General features: G+C 64.3%; 19 protein-coding genes and 1 tRNA gene. 15 read left to right on the top strand and 5 right to left on the bottom strand.

Annotated features, from left to right (window positions below):
- The first annotated feature begins 98 nt into the window (after positions 1-98).
- The 10 genes from U1R88_RS08060 to U1R88_RS08015 all read left to right on the top strand — a co-directional run bounded on the left by U1R88_RS08060 (position 99) and on the right by U1R88_RS08015 (position 8,562).
- On the top strand, positions 99-1,040 hold the full coding sequence (locus tag U1R88_RS08060; RefSeq protein ID WP_322430780.1) for an ABC transporter substrate-binding protein: 942 nt from the start codon (positions 99-101) through the stop codon (positions 1,038-1,040).
- Positions 1,041-1,125: 85 nt separating this feature from the next.
- Positions 1,126-1,926 carry an ATP-binding cassette domain-containing protein gene (locus tag U1R88_RS08055; RefSeq protein WP_322430779.1) on the top strand — a complete coding sequence of 267 codons (801 nt, stop codon included), beginning with the start codon at positions 1,126-1,128 and terminating at the stop codon, positions 1,924-1,926.
- Positions 1,923-2,930, top strand: a complete 1,008-nt coding sequence (locus U1R88_RS08050; RefSeq protein WP_322430778.1) for an ABC transporter permease — start codon at positions 1,923-1,925, stop codon at positions 2,928-2,930. The genes U1R88_RS08055 and U1R88_RS08050 overlap by 4 nt, the downstream gene beginning before the upstream one ends.
- 16 nt (positions 2,931-2,946) lie before the next feature.
- Positions 2,947-4,035 (top strand): phosphotriesterase family protein, encoded by a 1,089-nt coding sequence (locus U1R88_RS08045; RefSeq protein ID WP_322430777.1) that lies wholly within the window; start codon positions 2,947-2,949, stop codon positions 4,033-4,035.
- Positions 4,036-4,067: 32 nt separating this feature from the next.
- Positions 4,068-4,856 (top strand): glutamine amidotransferase, encoded by a 789-nt coding sequence (locus U1R88_RS08040; RefSeq protein WP_322430776.1) that lies wholly within the window; start codon positions 4,068-4,070, stop codon positions 4,854-4,856.
- A 3-nt stretch (positions 4,857-4,859) separates the two neighbouring features.
- Complete coding sequence (locus tag U1R88_RS08035; RefSeq protein WP_322430775.1) at positions 4,860-5,774, top strand: PfkB family carbohydrate kinase; 915 nt, start codon at positions 4,860-4,862, stop codon at positions 5,772-5,774.
- Complete coding sequence (locus tag U1R88_RS08030; RefSeq protein WP_322430774.1) at positions 5,771-6,613, top strand: BtpA/SgcQ family protein; 843 nt, start codon at positions 5,771-5,773, stop codon at positions 6,611-6,613. Before U1R88_RS08035 ends, U1R88_RS08030 begins: the two co-directional genes overlap by 4 nt.
- On the top strand, positions 6,610-7,881 hold the full coding sequence (locus tag U1R88_RS08025; RefSeq protein WP_322430773.1) for a Zn-dependent hydrolase: 1,272 nt from the start codon (positions 6,610-6,612) through the stop codon (positions 7,879-7,881). The genes U1R88_RS08030 and U1R88_RS08025 overlap by 4 nt, the downstream gene beginning before the upstream one ends.
- Positions 7,882-7,972: 91 nt before the next feature.
- Positions 7,973-8,251 (top strand): ribbon-helix-helix domain-containing protein, encoded by a 279-nt coding sequence (locus tag U1R88_RS08020; RefSeq protein ID WP_322430772.1) that lies wholly within the window; start codon positions 7,973-7,975, stop codon positions 8,249-8,251.
- Complete coding sequence (locus tag U1R88_RS08015) at positions 8,251-8,562, top strand: type II toxin-antitoxin system RelE/ParE family toxin (RefSeq protein WP_322430771.1); 312 nt, start codon at positions 8,251-8,253, stop codon at positions 8,560-8,562. The genes U1R88_RS08020 and U1R88_RS08015 overlap by 1 nt, the downstream gene beginning before the upstream one ends.
- A 7-nt stretch (positions 8,563-8,569) precedes the next feature.
- Here the strand turns inward: U1R88_RS08015 and U1R88_RS08010 are convergent, their stop codons facing one another.
- Positions 8,570-11,602, bottom strand: coding sequence for a PAS domain-containing sensor histidine kinase (locus tag U1R88_RS08010; RefSeq protein WP_322430770.1), 3,033 nt, complete (start codon positions 11,600-11,602; stop codon positions 8,570-8,572).
- 183 nt (positions 11,603-11,785) lie between these two features.
- On the opposite strand from U1R88_RS08010, the gene U1R88_RS08005 reads away from it, so the two are divergent.
- From U1R88_RS08005 to U1R88_RS07995, 3 genes are all read left to right on the top strand, one after another.
- A complete protein-coding gene (locus U1R88_RS08005; RefSeq protein ID WP_068286652.1) occupies positions 11,786-12,166 on the top strand; it encodes a phasin in 381 nt (126 codons plus the stop codon).
- Positions 12,167-12,831: 665 nt separating this feature from the next.
- Positions 12,832-13,281: a phasin gene (locus U1R88_RS08000; RefSeq protein WP_068286655.1), complete on the top strand. Its 450-nt coding sequence runs from the start codon at positions 12,832-12,834 to the stop codon at positions 13,279-13,281.
- A 131-nt stretch (positions 13,282-13,412) separates the two neighbouring features.
- Positions 13,413-13,489: transfer RNA gene (locus U1R88_RS07995), tRNA-His, on the top strand.
- A gap of 480 nt (positions 13,490-13,969) precedes the next feature.
- Here U1R88_RS07995 and U1R88_RS07990 read toward each other — a convergent pair.
- The 4 genes from U1R88_RS07990 to U1R88_RS07975 form a co-directional block, all read right to left on the bottom strand.
- Entirely contained in the window at positions 13,970-14,179 is a 210-nt protein-coding gene (locus U1R88_RS07990) for a cold-shock protein (protein WP_068286658.1), read from the bottom strand.
- A 233-nt stretch (positions 14,180-14,412) separates the two neighbouring features.
- Entirely contained in the window at positions 14,413-15,405 is a 993-nt protein-coding gene (locus U1R88_RS07985; protein ID WP_322430769.1) for a GntR family transcriptional regulator, read from the bottom strand.
- Between the two features lie 148 nt (positions 15,406-15,553).
- Positions 15,554-16,423, bottom strand: coding sequence for a substrate-binding domain-containing protein (locus U1R88_RS07980; RefSeq protein WP_322430768.1), 870 nt, complete (start codon positions 16,421-16,423; stop codon positions 15,554-15,556).
- Between the two features lie 16 nt (positions 16,424-16,439).
- Complete coding sequence (locus U1R88_RS07975; RefSeq protein ID WP_322430767.1) at positions 16,440-17,552, bottom strand: mandelate racemase/muconate lactonizing enzyme family protein; 1,113 nt, start codon at positions 17,550-17,552, stop codon at positions 16,440-16,442.
- A 293-nt stretch (positions 17,553-17,845) separates the two neighbouring features.
- Here U1R88_RS07975 and U1R88_RS07970 point away from each other — a divergent pair, with 293 nt between their 5' ends.
- Complete coding sequence (locus U1R88_RS07970) at positions 17,846-18,145, top strand: hypothetical protein (protein WP_068286669.1); 300 nt, start codon at positions 17,846-17,848, stop codon at positions 18,143-18,145.
- A gap of 188 nt (positions 18,146-18,333) precedes the next feature.
- On the top strand, positions 18,334-18,588 hold the full coding sequence (locus U1R88_RS07965) for a hypothetical protein (RefSeq protein ID WP_068286673.1): 255 nt from the start codon (positions 18,334-18,336) through the stop codon (positions 18,586-18,588).
- Positions 18,589-18,802 lie beyond the last annotated feature (214 nt).

Raw genomic sequence — 18,802 nt, 5'->3', positions numbered from 1 at the left:
CCATTCAAGTAACTTGACATGAATTCAAGTCTCTTGAATGATGCGGATGTCAGAACTGAGAATGAGCCCGACACGGGCCATCCATGAAGGGAACTGAAATGCGGCTTTCAAAACATCTCGCCGGTTGCGCGGCAGCGGCAGCCCTGACGCTGTCCCTCGGATCGGTGTCCGCTCTGGCCGACACCTTCGCCCTGGTCACCATCAACCAGCAGGCCCTGTTCTTCAACCAGATCAACGAAGGCGCGGAAGCCGCCGCCAAGGCAGCCGGCGCCAAGCTCGTCATTTTCAACGCCAACAATGTTCCGAGCGCGCAGAACGACGCCATCGAGAACTACATCACCCAGAAGGTCGACGGCATCATCCTGATCGCCATCGACGTCAACGGTGTGAAGCCCGCCATCACCGCCGCGAAGAAGGCCGGCATTCCCGTCATCGCCATCGACGCCCAGATCCCCGACGGAGACAATGTCTCCTTCGTCGGCGTCGACAATCTCAAGGCGGGCGAGGACATCGGCAAATTCTACGCCGACTACGTCAAGTCCAAGCTCAACGGCACCGCCAAGATCGGCGTGGTGGGCGCCCTCAATTCCTACATCCAGAACCAGCGGCTGGATGGCTTCAAGAAGGCGGTGACGGCCAGCGGCCTCAAGGTCACCTTCCTCGATACCGTCGACGGCCAGAACGTGCAGGACGTGGCGTTGAGCGCCGCCGAGAACCTGATGACGGCCAATCCCGACATGACCACGCTCTATGCCACCGGCGAACCTGCCCTGCTCGGCACCGTCTCCGCCGTGACCAGCCAGGGGCGCACGGACGGCGTCAAGGTCTTCGGCTGGGACCTGACCAAGCAGGCCATCGAGGGCATCGACCAGGGCTGGGTGACCGGCGTGATCCAGCAGGATCCGGCCGGCGAAGGCAAGGCCGCGGTGGAAGCCCTGGCCAAGCTCAAGAAGGGCGAGAAGATCGAGCCGATCATCAACGTTCCCGTGACGATCGTCACCAAGGAGAACGTCGACAAGTTCCGGGGCATGTTCAAGTAACGGGCCGACAGGCCCCCACGCATAGTTGGCCCAAGCCCGCTGCTCCTTGAGCAGCGGGCAGGGCATCTCATTGCCAGGCGGAACCATGATGGACAGTGGCGAACCCTACCGCGTCAAGATGACCGGTATCTCCAAGCGATACAACACGATCCAGACCCTGGACGACGTATCGCTGATGCTCAGGCCCGGCGAGGTACTCGGGCTGGTCGGCGACAACGGTGCCGGCAAGTCGACCCTGAGCAAGGTGCTTTCCGGCGCCGTGATCCCCGACTCCGGCACGATCGAGATCGACGGCAAGGTGCAGTCCTTCGCCTCGCCCGCCGACGCCCGCGCCGCGCGGGTGGAGATGGTCTATCAGGACCTGTCGCTATGCGACAGCGTCGACGTCGCCGGCAATCTCTTCCTCGGCCGCGAGCCCAGGCACCGCATCCTCGGCGTCCCCTTCCTCGACCAGCGTCGCATGCATGGCGAGGCCCGCGACATGCTCGACAAGCTCGGCATTGTCATCGCCGATACCAGGCTGAAGGTCGAGAATCTCTCCGGCGGCCAGCGCCAGTCGATCGCCATCGGCCGCGCCGCTTCCTTCAACCCTTCCGTGCTGATCATGGACGAGCCTACGGCCGCCCTGGCCGTCGCCGAGGTCGAGGCGGTGCTCGAACTGATCCGCACCGTCAGCGCCCGCGGCGTCAGCGTGATCCTGATCACCCACCGCCTGCAGGACCTCTTCCTCGTCTGCGACCGCATCCAGGTGATGTATGAGGGCCGCAACGTCGCCGAGCGGCGGATCGAGGACACCAATATCGAGGAGGTGGTCAACCTCATCGTCGGCCGCAAATTCAGCGCCCGCTCCGCCGGCGCTCCTAAGGACAATGGAGCCCGCGCATGACGGCCTCATCCACCACCCCTGCCCATCGCCCCCGCGTCCACAAGGCCCGCTGGCGCGACAAGGCGATGGCGAACGGCAGCATCATCTCGATCGCCCTGTTCTTCATCTTCGTCTGCCTGGTCTTCTCGATCTGGACCGACGCCTTCCTCACGGCCCCCAACCTGCTCAACATCGTGCGCCAGTCGGCTCCGCTCCTGATCGTGGCGGCCGCGATGACCTTCGTGATCACCACCGGCGGCATCGATCTTTCGGTCGGCTCGGTGCTGGCGCTCGCGGCGACACTGTCGGCGGCCTCCCTCCAAGCCGGGATTCCCTGGCCCCTCGTCATCGTGCTGATGCTGGCGATGGGCGGGGTGATCGGCGCCATCCAGGGCTTCTTCATCGCCTATGAACGCATTCCCGCCTTCATCGTCACCCTGGCCGGCCTGTCGGTGATCCGCGGCCTCGCTTTGCTGATCACCGCCGGCTATTCGATCCCGGTCGAGGCCCAGAGCCCCTTCACCGCGATCGGCCGGGCCTGGTTCGTCGGCGTGCCCGTGCCGGCCCTGATCGCCCTCGTGGTATTGGTGATCGCCTTCCTCGTTTTCACCCGGACACCCTTCGGCCGCTACGTCACCGGCGTGGGCGCCAATGCCGAGGCGGTCAGGCGCGCCGGCATCAACACCCGCTTCGTGGTGCTGTGCGTCTATATCCTCTCCAGCATGGCCGCATCCGCCGCCGGCGTGATCCTGGCGGCGCGCCTCGGCTCCGGCTCCTCCAATGCCGGCCAGGGCTTCGAGCTCGACGTCATCGCGGCCGTGGTGCTGGGCGGCACCAGCCTGTTCGGCGGGCGCGGCACGGTTGTCGGCACGGTGCTGGGCGCCTTGACGGTGGCGGTGATCGCCAATGGCCTGGTGCTGGCGCATATGTCGCCCTTCCTGACACCCATCGTCACCGGCTCGATCATCCTGATCGCCATCTGGCTCAATTTCCGCCTGTTCAAGGGCGCCATGAGAAGCCACTGAACCGGAGCCATTGAGCATGGATCACCTGTTCCAGCCCCGCCCGGCGGAGCGCAAGCCGATCGGCATCCAATCCGGCACCGCCATGACCGTGCTCGGCCCGGTCGCAGTGGATGATCTCGGCATCACCCTGATGCACGAGCACATCCTGCTCGACGGGGCGCGCACCTGGAAATGCCCGTGCCACCCGGACGAGAAGGCGATCGCCGAGCAGGCGGTGAATATCGAGATCATCGGCGAATTGCGGATGAACCCCTATATGAACCGCGACAATGTCTCGCTCGATGACAGCGACCTCGCCCTGTCCGAGCTCAAGCGCTTCCAGGCGCTCGGCGGCCATACGGTGATCGAGGCCACCAATATCGGCATCGGCCGGGCGCCCGAGAAGCTGGCACGCATCTCCCGCGCCTCCGGCATGAAGATCATCATGGGCACCGGCTTCTACCTGGAGCCGACCCATCCGGACTGGCTGAAGGCGATGGATGTCGAGGCGGTGACGCAGTTCATCGTCGACGATGTCGGCGGCGGCGAGGAGCAGCCTGACATCATGGCGGGGATCATCGGCGAAGTCGGCGTCAGCAAGGATTTCACGGCCGAGGAGGAAAAGTCGCTGCGCGCCTCGGCGCGGGCTGCCGGGATCACCGGCCTGCCGCTTTCCATCCACTTGCCCGGCTGGGAGCGTCTCGGCCATCGCGTGCTCGACATCGTCGAGGCCGAAGGCGCCGATCTCAGGCACACCGTGCTCTGCCACATGAATCCGAGCCACGCGGACCTGCCCTATCAGCGGGCCCTGGCCGAGCGTGGCGCCTTCCTGGAATACGACATGATCGGCATGGACTATTATTTTGCCGACCAGGACGCCCAATCCCCTTCCGACGAACAGAACGCCACGGCGATCCGCGCGCTGGTCGACATGGGCTTCACCGATCGCCTGCTGCTGTCGCAGGACGTCTTCCTGAAGATCATGCTCACCCGCTATGGCGGCTTCGGCTACGGCTTCATCCTCAAGCATTTCGTGCCCCGCCTCCTGCGCCACGGCGTGGAGCAGGCAGCCATCGACCGCATGCTCGTCGACAATCCCAAATCCGTGTTCTCCGCTGCAGCGTGAGCCCACGCCTCCCACTTTTCCAAGGAGTGACCATGTCCAAGAAGAAGATCCTGCTCGCCGGCGAATCCTGGGTCTCGACCTCGACCCATATCAAGGGCTTCGACCAGTTCCCGACCGCGACTTATCACACCGGCGCCGACGAGCTTCTCGCCGCCCTGAAGGACAGCGCCTTCGACATCACCTTCATGCCCGCGCATGAGGCGCAGCGCCATTTTCCGCAGGATATCGAGGCGCTTTCGGCCTATGACGCCGTGGTCCTGTCCGATATCGGCGCCAACACGCTGTTGCTGCATCCCGATACCTGGATCCACTCCAAGCCCACGCCGAACCGCCTGCGCCTCCTGCGCGACTATGTCCGGAACGGCGGCGGCCTGTTGATGTTCGGCGGCTATTTCAGCTTCCAGGGCATCAATGGCGGCGCCCGCTACCGCAAGACGCCGGTCGAAGACGTGCTGCCGGTCGAATGCCTCGCCTTCGACGACCGCGTGGAAGTGCCGGAGGGCTATGCTCCCGTCGTCACGGGCGCAGCCGATCACCCGATCCTGCAGGGCCTAGGCACGCAATGGCCCATCCTGCTCGGCTATAACGAGGTGACGCTCAAGCCGGGTGCCGAGGTGCTCGCCACCGTCTCGACCGACTACGGCTCCCAGCCGCTGCTGGTGACCAGCACCTTTGGCAAGGGCCGCACCGTGGCCTGGACCTCCGATGTCGGCCCGCATTGGCTGCCGCCGGGCTTCATCGCCTGGGACGGCTACAAGACGCTGTTCGAGCAGATGCTGGCTTGGGCGACAGAGAAGAATTGGGCGACCACGAAGGGCTGAACCATGGCGGTGCATGTCGTCGGCAATGTCTGTGTCGACACGACCTTCCGGCTGGAGCGCTTCCCGGTTCCCGGCGAGACGCTCAATGCCTCCGGTCACGCCGACGGCATCGGCGGCAAAGGCGCCAACCAGGCCATTGCCGCCTCCCGCACCGGCACGGACGTGACGCTGTGGGCGGCTGTGGGCGGTGACGCCGCGGGAGGCTGGATCGCCGACCGCCTCGCGGCGGAAAGTCTTGCCTGCCGCCTCACGGCCAAGCCCCTGCCGACGGATCGCTCGGCGGTACTGGTCGACGCCGGCGGCGAGAACATCATCGTCACCGGAAGCCTGTGTGCGGAAGCCTTCGATCCGCTCGCGGAAACGGATATTGCCGGCAGGATCGCTGCAGGCGACATCCTGGTGATGCAGGGCAATTTGTCGCCCCGGGCCACCGCGGCCTGCCTGGATCTGGCCCGGCATCGCGGCGCCCGCACCATTCTCAACCCCAGCCCGCTGCCCGCCGCAGCAGGCCCCGCACTGCCGCCGGCCGATATCGTCATCGTCAATGAGGGGGAAGCCCGGGCGCTGACCCGCTGCGAGGACCCTGAGCAGGCCTCCGCTGAACTTCTCCGCCAGGGAGCCGGCATCGTTCTCGTCACCCTCGGCCGCCGGGGCTGCCTCATTGCCGAGGGCAGGACGGGAAGCATTCGCCACCTGCCGGCCCCAGTGGTGACCGCCGTCGATACCAGCGGCGCGGGGGATGTCTTCTGCGGCATCTTCACCGGGTGCATCGACCTCGGCATGACGCCGACGGAGGCTGCCAGTCTCGCCATCGCCGCGGCTGCCATCGCTGTCAGCCGCAACGGCACCTCGGATTCCTGCCCCAGCACGGCGGAGATCGGGGACCTCATCAGGACATTGGAAATGGAAAAGCCATGACAACCTCCTCCAAACCCATCGGCCAGGCTGCCGGCGACGCGCTGACGAGCCTCTATGGCAGATCCAAGGTCGTCATCGGCGTGGTGCATCTTGCCCCCCTTCCCGGTTCACCGCGCTATCAGGGCGAGGCCGTCGAGGCGATCTACCAGCGCGGCCTCGACGATGCGAAGGCCTATCTGCATGGCGGCTGCGACGGCGTGATCGTCGAGAATCACGGCGACGTTCCCTTCGCCAAGCCCGATGACATCGGCCCGGAAACCTCGGCCTACATGTCGGTGATCTCCGACCGCATCCGGCGCGAACTCGGCCGTCCCATCGGCATCAACGTGCTGGCCAACGCCGCCATCCCCGCCCTTTCCATCGCCAGCGCCGCCGGCGCCGGTTTCATCCGGGTCAATCAATGGGCCAATGCCTATGTCGCCAATGAAGGCTTCATTGAGGGCGAGGCCGCCCGCGCCATGCGCTTCCGGGCCAAATTGCGCGCCCATGGCATCCGCATCTTCGCCGACGCCCATGTCAAGCACGGCGCCCACGCCATCGTCGCCGACCGGCCTGTGGAGGAATTGGTCAAGGATCTCGTCTTCTTCGATGCCGATGCCATCATCGCCACCGGCCAGCGCACCGGCCATGCCGCGGATCTCGGCTATATCCAGATGATCAAGGAGGCAGCCGGCTTGCCGACCCTGGTGGGCAGCGGCGTCACGCCCGACAATGCCAATGACATCCTCGGCATCGTCGACGGCGTGATCATCGCCAGCGCGCTCAAGCATGACGGCGTGTGGTGGAATCCAGTCGATCCCGCCCGCGTGACCGCCTTCATCGCCGGGCTGGCGCGATGACATCTACGGCAATCAAGGCCGAGCGTTTGCAGCAGCGCCTGGAAGCCTTCGCCCGCATCGGCGCCACGCCTGGGGGCGGCGTCAACCGCCAGGCCCTCAGCCCGGAAGACCGGGCGGCGCGGCGCCTGCTCGCCGAACTGGCGCTGGCTCGCGGTTTCCAAGTCTTCCAGGACGCCATGGCCAATCTCTTCGTCCGCCGCAACGGCCGTGACGACAACCTGCCGCCCCTGCTGATCGGCAGTCATCTCGACAGCCAGCCGACCGGCGGGCGCTTCGATGGGGCCCTCGGTACGCTCTCGGCCTTCGAGGTGCTCGAGGCGCTGGAGGATGCGGGCGTGCAGACGCCGGGGCCCATCGAGATGGTGGCCTGGACCAACGAGGAAGGCAGCCGCTTCGCGCCCGGCGTGATGGGATCGATGGCCTTTGCGGGCGTGGTGGATCCGGCGCAATGGCGATCCCTGGCCGGCAGCGACGGCGCCTCCTTCGCGGACGAGCTGGCGGCAACGCTCGCAGCCCTGCCCCAAGCGGTGATGCGCCCGCTCGGCACACCCGTCTCCGGCTATATCGAACTCCATATCGAGCAGGGACCATCCCTGGAAAAAGAGGGCCTTGCCATCGGCGTGGTGACGGGGGTCCAGGGCACGCGCTGGCTCAAGGTCACCGTCACCGGCGAGGCTGGCCATGCCGGCACCACGCCCCTGCCCTATCGCCGCGATCCGATGGTGGCGGCTGTCGGCATGATGCATCAACTCCAAACCAGCGTGATGCCCTCCGACGCCGATGCAAGGCTGACGGTGGGGCGGATCGCCACCATCCCCGGTTCGGTCAATGCCATCCCCAAGGCCGTGACCTTCAGCCTCGACATTCGCCACCCCTCGGCTGCCCGGCTCGATGCCATCGTCGACGAGGTGCTGGCGATCTGCCGTGCCGAGGGCGGGAAGCAGGGCTGCTCGGTCGAGATCACCACCGCCTTCGACATGCCGCCCGGTGTCTTCGCACCTGGGATGATCGACATCATCGAGGCCGCCGCACGCCGCCTGTCCCTGCCCGGCAAGAGGATGGTCTCGGGCGCCTTCCACGACGCCCTGTTCGTCTCCAAGGTGGCGCCGACGGCGATGATCTTCGTGCCCTGCCGGGACGGCGTCAGCCATAACGAGGCCGAACATGTCGAGCCCGCGAGCATAAGGGACGGCGCCCGCCTCCTGCTCGAAGCCACGATCGCGGCGGCGAATGGGGCTGCGATGATAGCGCGAGGAAAGCGACCGTAAATCTGCAACTGGTAGCCAAATTTGCACCTTTATTGGCCCCATGGTAGGAAGAAGTAGTAAGATCATGGTTTCCAACAGAGGGACGCGCCTGATGGCCGCCGTGGAAAAAGTCAGCATTGCCCTGACGGTTAAGCAGATTTCCAGCCTTCGAGGGGCAGTCGAAGCCGGCGAATATGCCTCGACATCGGAAATCGTCCGAGAAGCCCTGCGCGACTGGGAGGCCAAGAGAGAGACTCGTCGCAACGAGATCGAGCGCCTGCGCCGGGCCTGGGACGATGGTGTCGCCAGCGGCCCTGGTCGAAGCATCGATTTTGAGGCTGTAAGGGCCGAAGGACGTCGCCGTCTCGCGGCAATCAAAGCCAAGTCCTGATGCCTGCGGCGTTGATCTGGACGCCGCAATCGGAAGAGGATCTGCTCGATATCTATGTGGCTATCGGGCTCGACAGTCCAGCCGCAGCAGACAAGGCCTATGACCGCTTGAAGGATGTGGCGCAATTGCTGCGCGACAACCCGCGCCTTGGCACTGCACGCCCGGACATCCGAGAGTCTGCGAGAATTCTCGTCGTTGCACCCTATCTCATCATCTATCGGCTCAAGCCGGATGACGAGATTGCGCCGGTTAGCGAAGTCGAGATTGTCCGCGGCGTCGACGGAAGGCGCGACCTGGCGGCACTGTTTTGACGTAGCCCTACTCCGCCAGTACCCGCGTCGACGGGAAGGTAACCTCGACCAGCGTTCCCGAATTCTTGGTGGACTGGATGGTGAAGGCGGCCCGGTTGGCTTCCACCAGCGCCTTGGTCAGCGGCAGGCCGAGGCCGGTGCCGCCCAAAGTGGTCGAGGCGACCTGGCGGAAGGGCTCCATGGCGATGGCGAGTTCGCGCTCGGTCATGCCGACGCCGGTATCGCGCACCCGCAAGACGGCCTCACCGCGCTCCGACAGCGTGGTGGAGATGATCGCTTGGCCGCCGGCCTGGGTAAATTTGATCGAGTTCGACAACAGGTTCAGCACGATCTGGCGCATGCTGCGGCCATCGGCCACCACATTGGGCAGGTTGCCAGCCAACGCCATGCGGATGATGATGCGATCGCGGCTGGCCTGGGGCTGCATCAGGCTGACGGATTGCTGCACGACCTCGTTGAGATTGACGCTGGAGAAGCTGAGGTCGAGCTTGCCGGCCTCGATCTTGGACAGATCGAGCAGGTCGTTGACCAGGCTGATGACATGCTCGCCGGAGGTGTGGATGTCGCGAGCATAGGAGCGATAGCGCTCGTTGCCCATCGGGCCGAAGCGCTCCTCCATCATCACCTCGGCAAAACCGATGATGGCATTGAGCGGCGTACGGACCTCATGCGAGATCTTGGCGAGGAAGTCCGACTTCTGCGAGGAAGCCTCCTCGGCCTGGCGCTTGGCCGCCGTCAGCTCGCTTTCGGCCTTCTTGAAGCTGGTGACGTCGCGCAGCACGGCGCAGAAACGCTTGGCCTCCTCGCCATTCCTTTCACCGCCGAGACGCCCGATGGTCATGAACAACGGCACCGAACCGCCCTGGCGCACGCGCCCGATCACCTCACGACCATCGTTGAGCAGGCTGGCCACGCCGTTGGAGCGCAGGCTGTCGAGATAATCGAAGGCGGCCCGATGGCTCTCCGGCGCGAACAGCAGCAGGAGGTCCTTGCCGACGATCTCGCGCTGCTCATAGCCGAACAGCGCCTCGGCACTGCGGTTGACGCTGACGATGCGCCCCTGCCCGTCGAGAATCACCACCCCATCCGTGGCGGTATCGAGCACCGCTTGGAGCTCGTCGGCCCGGCGCTCCGCGGCATGCAGCTTGTCGGCGCCGACCTCACCGAGGGGACGGCGCACGGAAATGAGCAGAGCGCTCTCGCCATCCCAATGGGTGGTCTGCACGCGGCCGTCGACGGCAATGGTCTCGCCCGAAGCGGTTTTCAGGAGTACGCCGGGATTGGCCTCCTCGCCCGGGGGGACGGGGTCACTGCCCGCAAAGACATGGTCGAGGCCGCCAGCCTGGCGGATCGCCTCCACATCGGGATAGCCGAGCAGTTCGAGCATGGTCCGATTGGCAAATTGCAGTTCCTCGCCGCGCGCGATGAAGATGCCGATCGGCAGCCGGTCGATCAGGGCGACTGGCACCTTGTCGAGACGGCCGAGCTTGATCGAGCGCGCCGCCGGTTCCGGCTCGCTTGCCGGCCCCGTTTCGCCCGGAGCCGTCTCCGGCTCCGAAGCGGCATCCTCCAGCCAGCGGATCTCGTCGGCACTCAAGGCCGGCGCGACAGTGGGTTCGGCCGGCTTGGGCCCCGCCTGTACAGGAGGAATCGCCGTAGCAGGCTTTTCGGCGCGCGTTTCCGGTTCCGACGCAGTTGCAGGCTTCTCCCGATCGCCATCATCCGGCGCCGCCACAGGGGGCGGTTCCTGCCTGGCCGGCTCCGAGCGGCGCTCGCCCTCGATACGTGCTCCCAGGGCCTTGGCGATCTCGTGGAAAGCGATACGTTCTGTTGGCGTCAGGCTGTGCCGTTCGAGGGCCGACCGCTCGGATGCGGATCTTTCAGACGCTGGCCGCTCGGAGGCCTGCCTTTCTTGGGAAGGCTTGCTCGGCAAGCGCACGACATTGCTGTCGACGTTCCCCGCGGGTATGCGAAATTTCGGTTCCTCCGGAACTGGCGCTGGCGCCGGTTCCTCTTCCTCCACCGGATCGGCGTCCTGCCAGACGATGGTAGCTTTCGGCGGCGGTGCTACGGCCTCGACCGGGGTCGATAGCGGCCGCTGCAGGCCCGCCATGCCGAAGCCGCGGAAGCCGGCAAATTGCCCCTCGCCCTGGAATTGCGGCGATGCGCTCAAAGTGATCGGCGTTTCCAGGCGCGCGGCCGAATCGGGCCACAGGAAGGACAGGCCCGTCCAGGTGCGCTGGCCGCCAAAGGCCGTGGCGATGGCCGTCGTGTCACGCAGGCCATGCGCCGCAGCGATGTCGGCGAAGCGCCGGCCAGTCCAGTCTGCGGCCTTCCGGCCCAGGGCCTGCGCCAATTCGGTCGAAACGGAAACGAAACGTCCCTCGGCATCGGTCTGGAAGACGAAGCGCAAGGGCTTGGTGCGCGCCACCGGCGTCGGCTCGGATGCCTCGCTCCGCGCGGGCTCCGGGGGCGAGGACAGCGGTGCATCGGGCCTCACCGGTTCGGCACGTTCGCCATCGGCCTCGACCCAGCGCCAGGCACCGCTCTGCTCGAAGGGCTTGGCGGCAGGCGTTTCACTGGATGGGGCGGGAGCCGGTTCGCTACCCGGCAAGGGCGGCAAGGTGTCCGCCACCGAGGGCGGGGCCCAGCTGTGCTGGCGCCGTCCGCGCGGAAGATCGAGCGATTGCACCAGCAGCCCGAGAAATCCTTCCGGACCGTCAAAGGACCGGCAGGCGCAGGACAGGGTGTCGAGCGCGCCCATGCCGGGCAGGCGCAGGCGGTCGAGCCGCATGGCGCCCGGCCTCGGCAGTTTCCGGGCTATGGCCGCGATCTGGGGGGAAAGCGAGACCAGGGCTGGGCTCGACTGCTGGCGCAGGATATCGGCGGGCAGCAGGCCCAGGCTCTGGGCTCCGGCGCGGTTGGCCCACGCGAGCGCACGCCCGTCCAGATGCCAGACAAAGGCCGGGCGCGGGTCATCCATCAGCGCCTGCAGGCGCTGATCGGCCATCAAAGCCGTCCGCAACATCGCCTCGATCATGCCGTTTTCCAAGAACCTGCCGAAATGACTAACAAAGTATGAATACAGATGGAAAACAAAAGGGTAAATCGCCGCCGCTCCGTCATCCCCCGCTGATCTGGGGCATGGTTAAAACGGCAAGCCTGCGCTATCGTCACCCGCACCGTCACCGGCCTGGGGACGGGGGCAACGGAGGAGACGCCTATGACAACCAAGCCGCCGAACTTCGAAATTCCGTCCGAGATGCGCGACCTGGCGGAAAAGAGCGTCGATCAGGCCAAGAAGGCGTTCGACGGTTTCATGGGCGCGGCCTACAAGGCTGCCGGTACCATCGAAGGCACCAGTGATGCCATCCAAACCGGCGGCAAGGATATCGGCCGCAAGGCCCTGACCTATGCCGAGCAGAACGTCGCGGCCGCGCTGGACTTCGCCTCGAGCCTGGTCAAGGCCAAGGACCCCCAGCAAGTGCTGCAACTGCAGAGCGATTTCATCAAGGCGCAGCTCCAGTCTTTCGGCGAGCAAGCCAAGGATATCGGTGCCACGGCGAGCAAGCTGGCCTCCGACGTCACCAAGCCGAAGAAATAGAGCCCCATCGAATCGCGTTGCCGGGATTGCCCCATCGAGGCAGCCCGGCAAAGCTGTGGCCTTGCCTCGACTCCGCGGAATGTGGGGGATCCTTTCTCGTTTTTACGCGGAAGATGCGGGAAAGGCCTAACGCAAGCGCCGATTTTGGGCTTTCGGCATGAAAGCTTGCCCGGCGCGAGGTAAAATATTGCTTGGGACCTGCGGGTTAATAATTCCAGACAACTGAACTATTCTTGCCGTCACCGCAAAAAGACAGCCCTGTCTTGCAATCACGGCATATCTCTTCGTCGGGACGGTCAGCAATACTTTCCCCCGCGTAATGCCAGGCTTGGCTTCTGGACACGAAGAGCACCAATTTGGCGGGGAATTGTCACAAAAATGCCTATTGCAACGCAATATCGAGCAAAATTCCGTCAATCCCTGCAGTTTTGACCGCCCGCAAAAATTCACCGATAGGCGTAATTTTGGGCATGAATCGCTTAAAATTTGAGCTTTTATCGGATGGTTGTGCACTGCAACATAGTTATTGCATCGCACAAGGGCATTTGATATAGATTGTGGCAGGTGAGGTCGCCCCACATCGCGGCATGTCATGCCGAAGGCTCCTCAAGACGTTTCGTTAAGTCCACTGATCCAATTTCACCCTTACTCCCAAGGAGCGTTCTATGGTTGCCGCCAAGAACAAGACTGAAACTGAACTGGCCTTCGAAAATCTCTCCAAGCTGGAAATCCCAGCTTCCGTCCGTGACTTTGCCGAAAAGGGCGCCGCCCAGGCCAAGGACACCTATGCCAAGATCAAGGTTGCTGCCGAGGAAGCCTCCAGCGCTTTCGAAGGCGCCTACAGCACCGCTTCCAAGGGCGTTTCGACCCTCGGCCTGAAGGTCCTGGAGTCCGCCCGCACCAACACCAACGCTTCGTTCGACCATGCCATCGCCCTGTTCGGCGTGAAGACCTTCTCGGACGTGATCGAGCTCAACACCGCTTTCCTGCGCAAGCAGGCCGAGACCTTCTCGGCCCAGGCCAAGGAATATGGCGAGCTCGCCCAGAAGGTCGCCAACGAGACGATCGCTCCGGTCAAGGCTCAGGTCGAGAAGACCTTCAAGAGCGTTGCCTGATTTCCAGCTTCGCTGACGTTTTCAGGCCCGGACTTGGTCCGGGCCTTTTTCTTTGGTTGGGGGTGAATGAAAAAATCCCCTGCCTGCACACTTGAAATAGCGGAACGATCCCGCTAAACGCATGCCCAGATGCAGTTGTAGCTCAGTTGGTTAGAGCGTCGGATTGTGGCTCCGAAGGTCGGTGGTTCGAGTCCACCCAACTGTACCATCGCAAGGCCTTGGTGCCGTGATGGTACTGATCTTGATTCCGTGCTCCCAGAATTTGCTCGCCCTGACACTGTCAGGTTGATTGTGCCGACCCGGTCATAGGGTTTCTCGAACGCACGATTCGTGGCGGCACCGGACGCGATGCCAAGATATGGCCACCGGCTCAATCTTGCCGCTCTCGCGACTCATGTCGCTGCCCTGAAGGCTGGCCCGCCTTCCTCGCCATCTCCGCTGGCCATTCGGCAAAAATACGGACCTTCATCCTCGGATCATCGAACGGCCCAGCAGTGCCATTTCCGCTGCCATAGTCCTTATCGCTCGCACTCGTCGACAACCGCTCCTCGCAGCATGTTGCCGTCGAGCCATTCGATCCAGCGCCCCCTTTCAAACAAAAACGCCCCCGGTGCGACCGGAGGCGTCAAATGGGCTTTCACCCATCCTAACTCAAATTCAGGCGCGTCCCGGGACGCGGCCGCAGGACTTAGGAAGCCTGCAGGCGATCAGCTGCCAGCTTGCCGGAACGACGGTCCTCGGTCAGCTCATAGGTGATCTTCTGGCCTTCCTGCAGGTCGCGCAGGCCGGCGCGTTCCACCGCGCTGATGTGAACGAAAACGTCCTTCGAGCCATCATCCGGCTGAATGAAGCCGTAGCCCTTCTGGGAGTTGAACCACTTAACAGTACCTGTGCTCATGACGAACCTTTCCTATGGGCACGATCGAACTTCCTGCAACCGACCGGCGGCACGAAGCTCCATGGGTCGAAATTGGTAGGAAGGTCATCAGCAAGCGTGGCCATGTGACCACACAGCCAAAACGTCCGGCCGAGATCGATGGGCTTTTATGCTGGCATCGGCGCAGAAATGCAAGCGCAGCCGCGCCCGTCATATTTGACATTGAATTTACGTCAATTTGAGCCGTTTTAGGGTCAAATCGGGTCGAGATAGGGGTGTAACTGCGACGGAGCAAGTGCGGGCAGATCGGCGAGGCGCGCCGGATTGTCGTCCCGCGAACGGCGCAAGTGGCTTTCGAGGGCGAGTGCCGCCTCTTCCACCCGCCTCTCGGCAAGGTGCTCGAGCACGGCTTTGTGCATGCCGATCATCTGGGGAATGTCGGTGCGCTCGCCATAGCTGCCGAAGGACAGATGCACCGAAATCAGCGGCAATTGGCAGCGATAGAGCGTGGCACGCAGCTCCTCATTGGCGCAGCGCAACACGACGTCCTGATGCAGATCGGTTTCGAGCCGGTGAAGCAGGGACGCATCCGACCGCGCCTCGGCGGTATGGGCCTGCGACACCCGTTCGAGCCTTTCTTCGATGACCGATGGTTCGAGCCCCCGTACCGCCTGCCGCAGAGCCGCCGGCTCCAGCAGGATGCGCATTTCGTAGAGCTCATCGATTCGGGCGGCGGTCAGCGGGCCGGCATACCAGCGTGCATTGACCTCCTGGCGCACCAGGCCGACGCGCTCGAGCCTCAGCAGGAGCTCGTGGGCGATGGTCCGGCTGACACCGAAATGCTCGGCGAGCGCCGGGGTGCGGATCTGGAAGCGCCCGAACAGCAGGCAAGAGGCCACCTGGCGCTCCAGGGCGGGATAAATCAGGCTTCGCCAATTGCGCTGCCCGAGTTCGTGCCCAAGGCCCTCCGGCAGGGTGACATGCCCGGCAAGATCGCCCGGTCTCGCCGGTACCGTACGGCTGAGGCCCACGACGAGCCCACGCAATGCCGGCCTGCGATGGACCAGGCGTTCGGCCTCTAGACGGGCCAGGGCGACGACGGCCGGCATGCGACCGACACCGAAGAGATCGGTGACCGCCTTTTCCCGGATGACGAAGCCGGCCGGCAGTGCGCCCGAGCGAATATGGGAGGCCAGCGTTTCGCCGACGATCTCGTTCAATCGCCGTCTTGTCGCCGGCATGCCCATGCCGCCCCTCCCCTCGCCTCCAAGCAGGCTTTTCCCATGAGGGTCCACCGTGGACCTGCCCGAAAAGCCCGTCATGTTCGACATTCCTACAGCGCCCTCTCGATTACACTCGTGACGCGATCGAAGGAAGCCGCCTGGCCTCGGCCCCTCAACGATAACCTGCTTCCGACAGAGCCCGAATCCGGGATGCATTGGCTCGGTCGACGATGGCGGCTCCGGCATCAAGGCTTGCCGGCATCAAGCCATAGCGCAAATTGAGCGCGAGCTGAACCACCGGATAGAAACCCTGGGCATAGGGTTGCTGGTCGATGGTGAAGGCAAGATGTCCCGCTTCGACGAGACGCAATATGCCAGGCGACAAATCGAAGCCTGCGGCATGGAGCATGCGGCCCGCCCGTTCGGCCGCCAACCCGGCGCCCTCCGTGTCGGCCTGGCCGGTGGCGAGGATTGCCGAAATGCCGGGCTCTCCGGCCAGGACTGCCAGGATGCGCCGGGCGGCTTCCTCGACCTGATGCCCCGTTATCGTCTCGACCCACGCGATGCCGTGTCCCTCCAGGGCAGCCTTGATGCCGTCGCGGCGCTCCTCCAGCGCCGAGATGCCGGCATCATGGAGGGTGAGCAGCACGCGGCTGCCCGGCGCGATGGCCTCTGCCGCGCGCCGGCCGAGAGTCCGTCCGGCGCCGTCGAAATCCTGCGCGATGCCACTGAGCGTACCGGCACGGCCTTTGCCCTGGTCGATGTTGAAAGCCACCACCGGAACGCCCCTGGCATGGGCCTCGGCCACCACCGGCGCGAAGGCGGCGCCGTCGAAGGCGACCAGTGCCAGCCCGTCGATGCCATCAGCCATGGCCTGGCGTGCGAGCGCTGCCATCTCCCCGGCGTCCACCCCCTTCGTTCCCGTGAACGTTGCCTCGACATCCATCATCGCGGCTGCATCCGCCATGCCCTTGCGGACCGGGCGGAAGAAATCCTCTTCACAGGTCACGGCGATGAATTGCAGCTTCAGCCGGCTTGCCATGACGATCCTCCCTCCATCAGCGAGCCGTGATCCGCCTCGCCGAGTCCTCCGCCTGCAAGGCGGCGAGCGCCTGTTCGTCCCAGTCGATCCCCAGGCCCGGCTCCTGCGATGGCAGGGCATAGCCGCCCTCGATCCGCATCGCCTTGCCCGTCACGCCGTCGAGCTGGGGAATATATTCCACCCAACGTGCATTCGGCACAGCGCAGCACAGGCCGACATGCAATTCCATCAGGAAATGCGGGCAGACGGCGACATTGAAGCTCTCCGCCATATGCGCCACCTTGAGCCAGGGCGTGATGCCGCCGATGCGGGCGACATCGACCTGCACCACCGAGCAAGCGCGCCGCTGCAGATAGTCGCGGAAATGCGAGGGGCTGTAGATGCTCTCCCCGACCGCGATCGGGATCGAGGTGGAGGCCGCCAGCCTGACATGCCCGTCGACGTCGTCGGCCGGCAGAGGCTCCTCGAACCAGCCGATATCCGCCTCGCGATAATGATGGGCGCGCCGGATCGCCTCGTCCACCGCGAAGGCCTGGTTGGCATCGGTAAAGATCTCGAAGCCCTCGCCGACCGCCTCGCGCACGGCGACGAGGCGGCTCACATCCTCGCGCACCGGCCTGCCGACCTTGATCTTGCAGCCGCCGAAACCATCGGCCTTGGCCTGGAGGGCATCGGCAACGATCGCCGCCGTGTCGAGCTGCAGCCAGCCGCCCTCAGTGGTGTAGAGCCGGACCCTGTCCTGGGCGCCACCAGCCATGACATGCAGTGGCAGGCCGGCCTTGCGGCAACGCAGATCCCACAACGCCGTATCGACCGCGGCAAGCGCGAGCGAGGTGATGGCTCCCACCGAAGTGGCATGGCTGAGGAAGAGCAGGTCGCGCCAGATCTGCTCGACCATGGCGGCCTCGCGCCCGATCAGGGCCGGCGCGAAGGTGCGCGCCAGGAGTTCCAGGACCGAATGCCCGCCCGTACCGATCGTATAGCTGTAGCCGATGCCGATTGCTCCATCGCTGTCGAAGATGCGAACGATCGGCGTCTCCTGTGCCACGAAGGACTGGATGGCATCGACGCGCTTCACCTTGGGCTCGAGCACCACCATCGACAATTCGATGCGTTCGATCCTGGCCATGCTGGGCTCCCTGTATCCCGCCGAGGCATTCGCATATTCCTGATCCCAGCCGCAGGAACGCGGCCGGAACAGGAATACGGCCTGGCTTTCTCTTCGGGTCATCAGAACGGCCTGTCCGGGCAATGTCAAGCATAGTGCATGGAATATGCATTATAGAAATGTCGCCAAGACGGACCCGCAGGATTCGGCGGATTTGTTGGCGCGCGGGCCATGCAGCCGGTTCCGTCCCAACAGCCGGCGGCGTATAGTCGTGAGCGCTATCCGATCATCCGATAAGAGAGGGGACTGACGTGATGCATGCTACCCCGATTACCGGTGCGCAGATTCGGGCCGGCCGTGCCCTGCTGCGCTGGACTGCCCAGAAGCTGGCGGATGCCTCCAGCCTCGGCGTGGCGACGATCCGGCGAGCCGATGCCTTCGACGACGTTCCGCAGATCACCAGTGCGAACGCCGCGGCCATCCGCCGGGCGCTCGAGACCGGCGGGGTGGAGTTCATCTCTGAACATGGCCGGGGCGTCGGCGTCCGCCTGGCTCGGCATCGCCTGCTGCAAGGGGCGCAATTCGATCATGTCAGCGACGGGAATGAAGGGTGAGGAAGTTCCATCTGATTCTAGACAGGCTCCTCCTGATCGGGCCATGGACACGACCAGAAGGGATCTGCAAGCGACCAGACTGTTCTGGAGTACCCCGACGAGGTCCCCGCAGGGGCCACGTCGGGGTACTCTGCCTGGCAGCAGCTGCTACCTTAATCACCGCATCGTCCGCCCGGGCCTATGACTATATGGCGCTCGGCGTCGGCACGATGCCATGCAAATATTGGCTCTCCACCACGCGCCTCGAAGGCGAAGGCAATAGCTGGATTCTCGGCTGGTGGACCGGGCTCAACAGCCGCAACGACAATCACTGGGTCGGCAGTCGCACGGATGGCAACGGCATCATTCTGGCGGTGAAGGGCGTCTGTCGGCACCAGCCCGACATGCTGCTGATGAACGCTATAGACAGCGTGTTCAAGAAAATGGCCAGCCCAAACAAATAGGTAGCCCTCGACGAGAATACCAAAAATTTACCACGCGCGCCGGCGCGTGTGTACATTCACGCCTGATCAATCGGTGTGCATTGACACTTTTCGCCCACCTCCATATACCCAACAACGTAACATTCCCCTACGTTACATCGGCTGGGCGGCTATTAATATTCACCAACGGAGACGGATACTATGTTAAGAATTGTAAAGATTGCTGCCGCCCTCG

The organism is Labrys sedimenti (genome assembly GCF_034424805.1).
GTDB classification, from domain to species: Bacteria; Pseudomonadota; Alphaproteobacteria; order Rhizobiales; family Labraceae; genus Labrys; species Labrys sedimenti.
Note: the sequence above shows the minus strand (reverse complement) of the source record. Positions and strands in the feature narration are given on the sequence as shown.

What these genes read in the sequence shown, in the direction of transcription:
- U1R88_RS08060 (WP_322430780.1), top strand. Translation starts at nt 99, where the DNA reads ATGCGGCTTTCAAAACATCTCGCCGGTTGCGCGGCAGCGGCAGCCCTG.
- U1R88_RS08055 (WP_322430779.1), top strand. Translation starts at nt 1,126, where the DNA reads ATGATGGACAGTGGCGAACCCTACCGCGTCAAGATGACCGGTATCTCC.
- U1R88_RS08050 (WP_322430778.1), top strand. Translation starts at nt 1,923, where the DNA reads ATGACGGCCTCATCCACCACCCCTGCCCATCGCCCCCGCGTCCACAAG.
- U1R88_RS08045 (WP_322430777.1), top strand. Translation starts at nt 2,947, where the DNA reads ATGGATCACCTGTTCCAGCCCCGCCCGGCGGAGCGCAAGCCGATCGGC.
- U1R88_RS08040 (WP_322430776.1), top strand. Translation starts at nt 4,068, where the DNA reads ATGTCCAAGAAGAAGATCCTGCTCGCCGGCGAATCCTGGGTCTCGACC.
- U1R88_RS08035 (WP_322430775.1), top strand. Translation starts at nt 4,860, where the DNA reads ATGGCGGTGCATGTCGTCGGCAATGTCTGTGTCGACACGACCTTCCGG.
- U1R88_RS08030 (WP_322430774.1), top strand. Translation starts at nt 5,771, where the DNA reads ATGACAACCTCCTCCAAACCCATCGGCCAGGCTGCCGGCGACGCGCTG.
- U1R88_RS08025 (WP_322430773.1), top strand. Translation starts at nt 6,610, where the DNA reads ATGACATCTACGGCAATCAAGGCCGAGCGTTTGCAGCAGCGCCTGGAA.
- U1R88_RS08020 (WP_322430772.1), top strand. Translation starts at nt 7,973, where the DNA reads ATGGCCGCCGTGGAAAAAGTCAGCATTGCCCTGACGGTTAAGCAGATT.
- U1R88_RS08015 (WP_322430771.1), top strand. Translation starts at nt 8,251, where the DNA reads ATGCCTGCGGCGTTGATCTGGACGCCGCAATCGGAAGAGGATCTGCTC.
- U1R88_RS08010 (WP_322430770.1), bottom strand. Translation starts at nt 11,602, where the DNA reads ATGATCGAGGCGATGTTGCGGACGGCTTTGATGGCCGATCAGCGCCTG.
- U1R88_RS08005 (WP_068286652.1), top strand. Translation starts at nt 11,786, where the DNA reads ATGACAACCAAGCCGCCGAACTTCGAAATTCCGTCCGAGATGCGCGAC.
- U1R88_RS08000 (WP_068286655.1), top strand. Translation starts at nt 12,832, where the DNA reads ATGGTTGCCGCCAAGAACAAGACTGAAACTGAACTGGCCTTCGAAAAT.
- U1R88_RS07990 (WP_068286658.1), bottom strand. Translation starts at nt 14,179, where the DNA reads ATGAGCACAGGTACTGTTAAGTGGTTCAACTCCCAGAAGGGCTACGGC.
- U1R88_RS07985 (WP_322430769.1), bottom strand. Translation starts at nt 15,405, where the DNA reads ATGGGCATGCCGGCGACAAGACGGCGATTGAACGAGATCGTCGGCGAA.
- U1R88_RS07980 (WP_322430768.1), bottom strand. Translation starts at nt 16,423, where the DNA reads ATGGCAAGCCGGCTGAAGCTGCAATTCATCGCCGTGACCTGTGAAGAG.
- U1R88_RS07975 (WP_322430767.1), bottom strand. Translation starts at nt 17,552, where the DNA reads ATGGCCAGGATCGAACGCATCGAATTGTCGATGGTGGTGCTCGAGCCC.
- U1R88_RS07970 (WP_068286669.1), top strand. Translation starts at nt 17,846, where the DNA reads ATGCATGCTACCCCGATTACCGGTGCGCAGATTCGGGCCGGCCGTGCC.
- U1R88_RS07965 (WP_068286673.1), top strand. Translation starts at nt 18,334, where the DNA reads ATGGCGCTCGGCGTCGGCACGATGCCATGCAAATATTGGCTCTCCACC.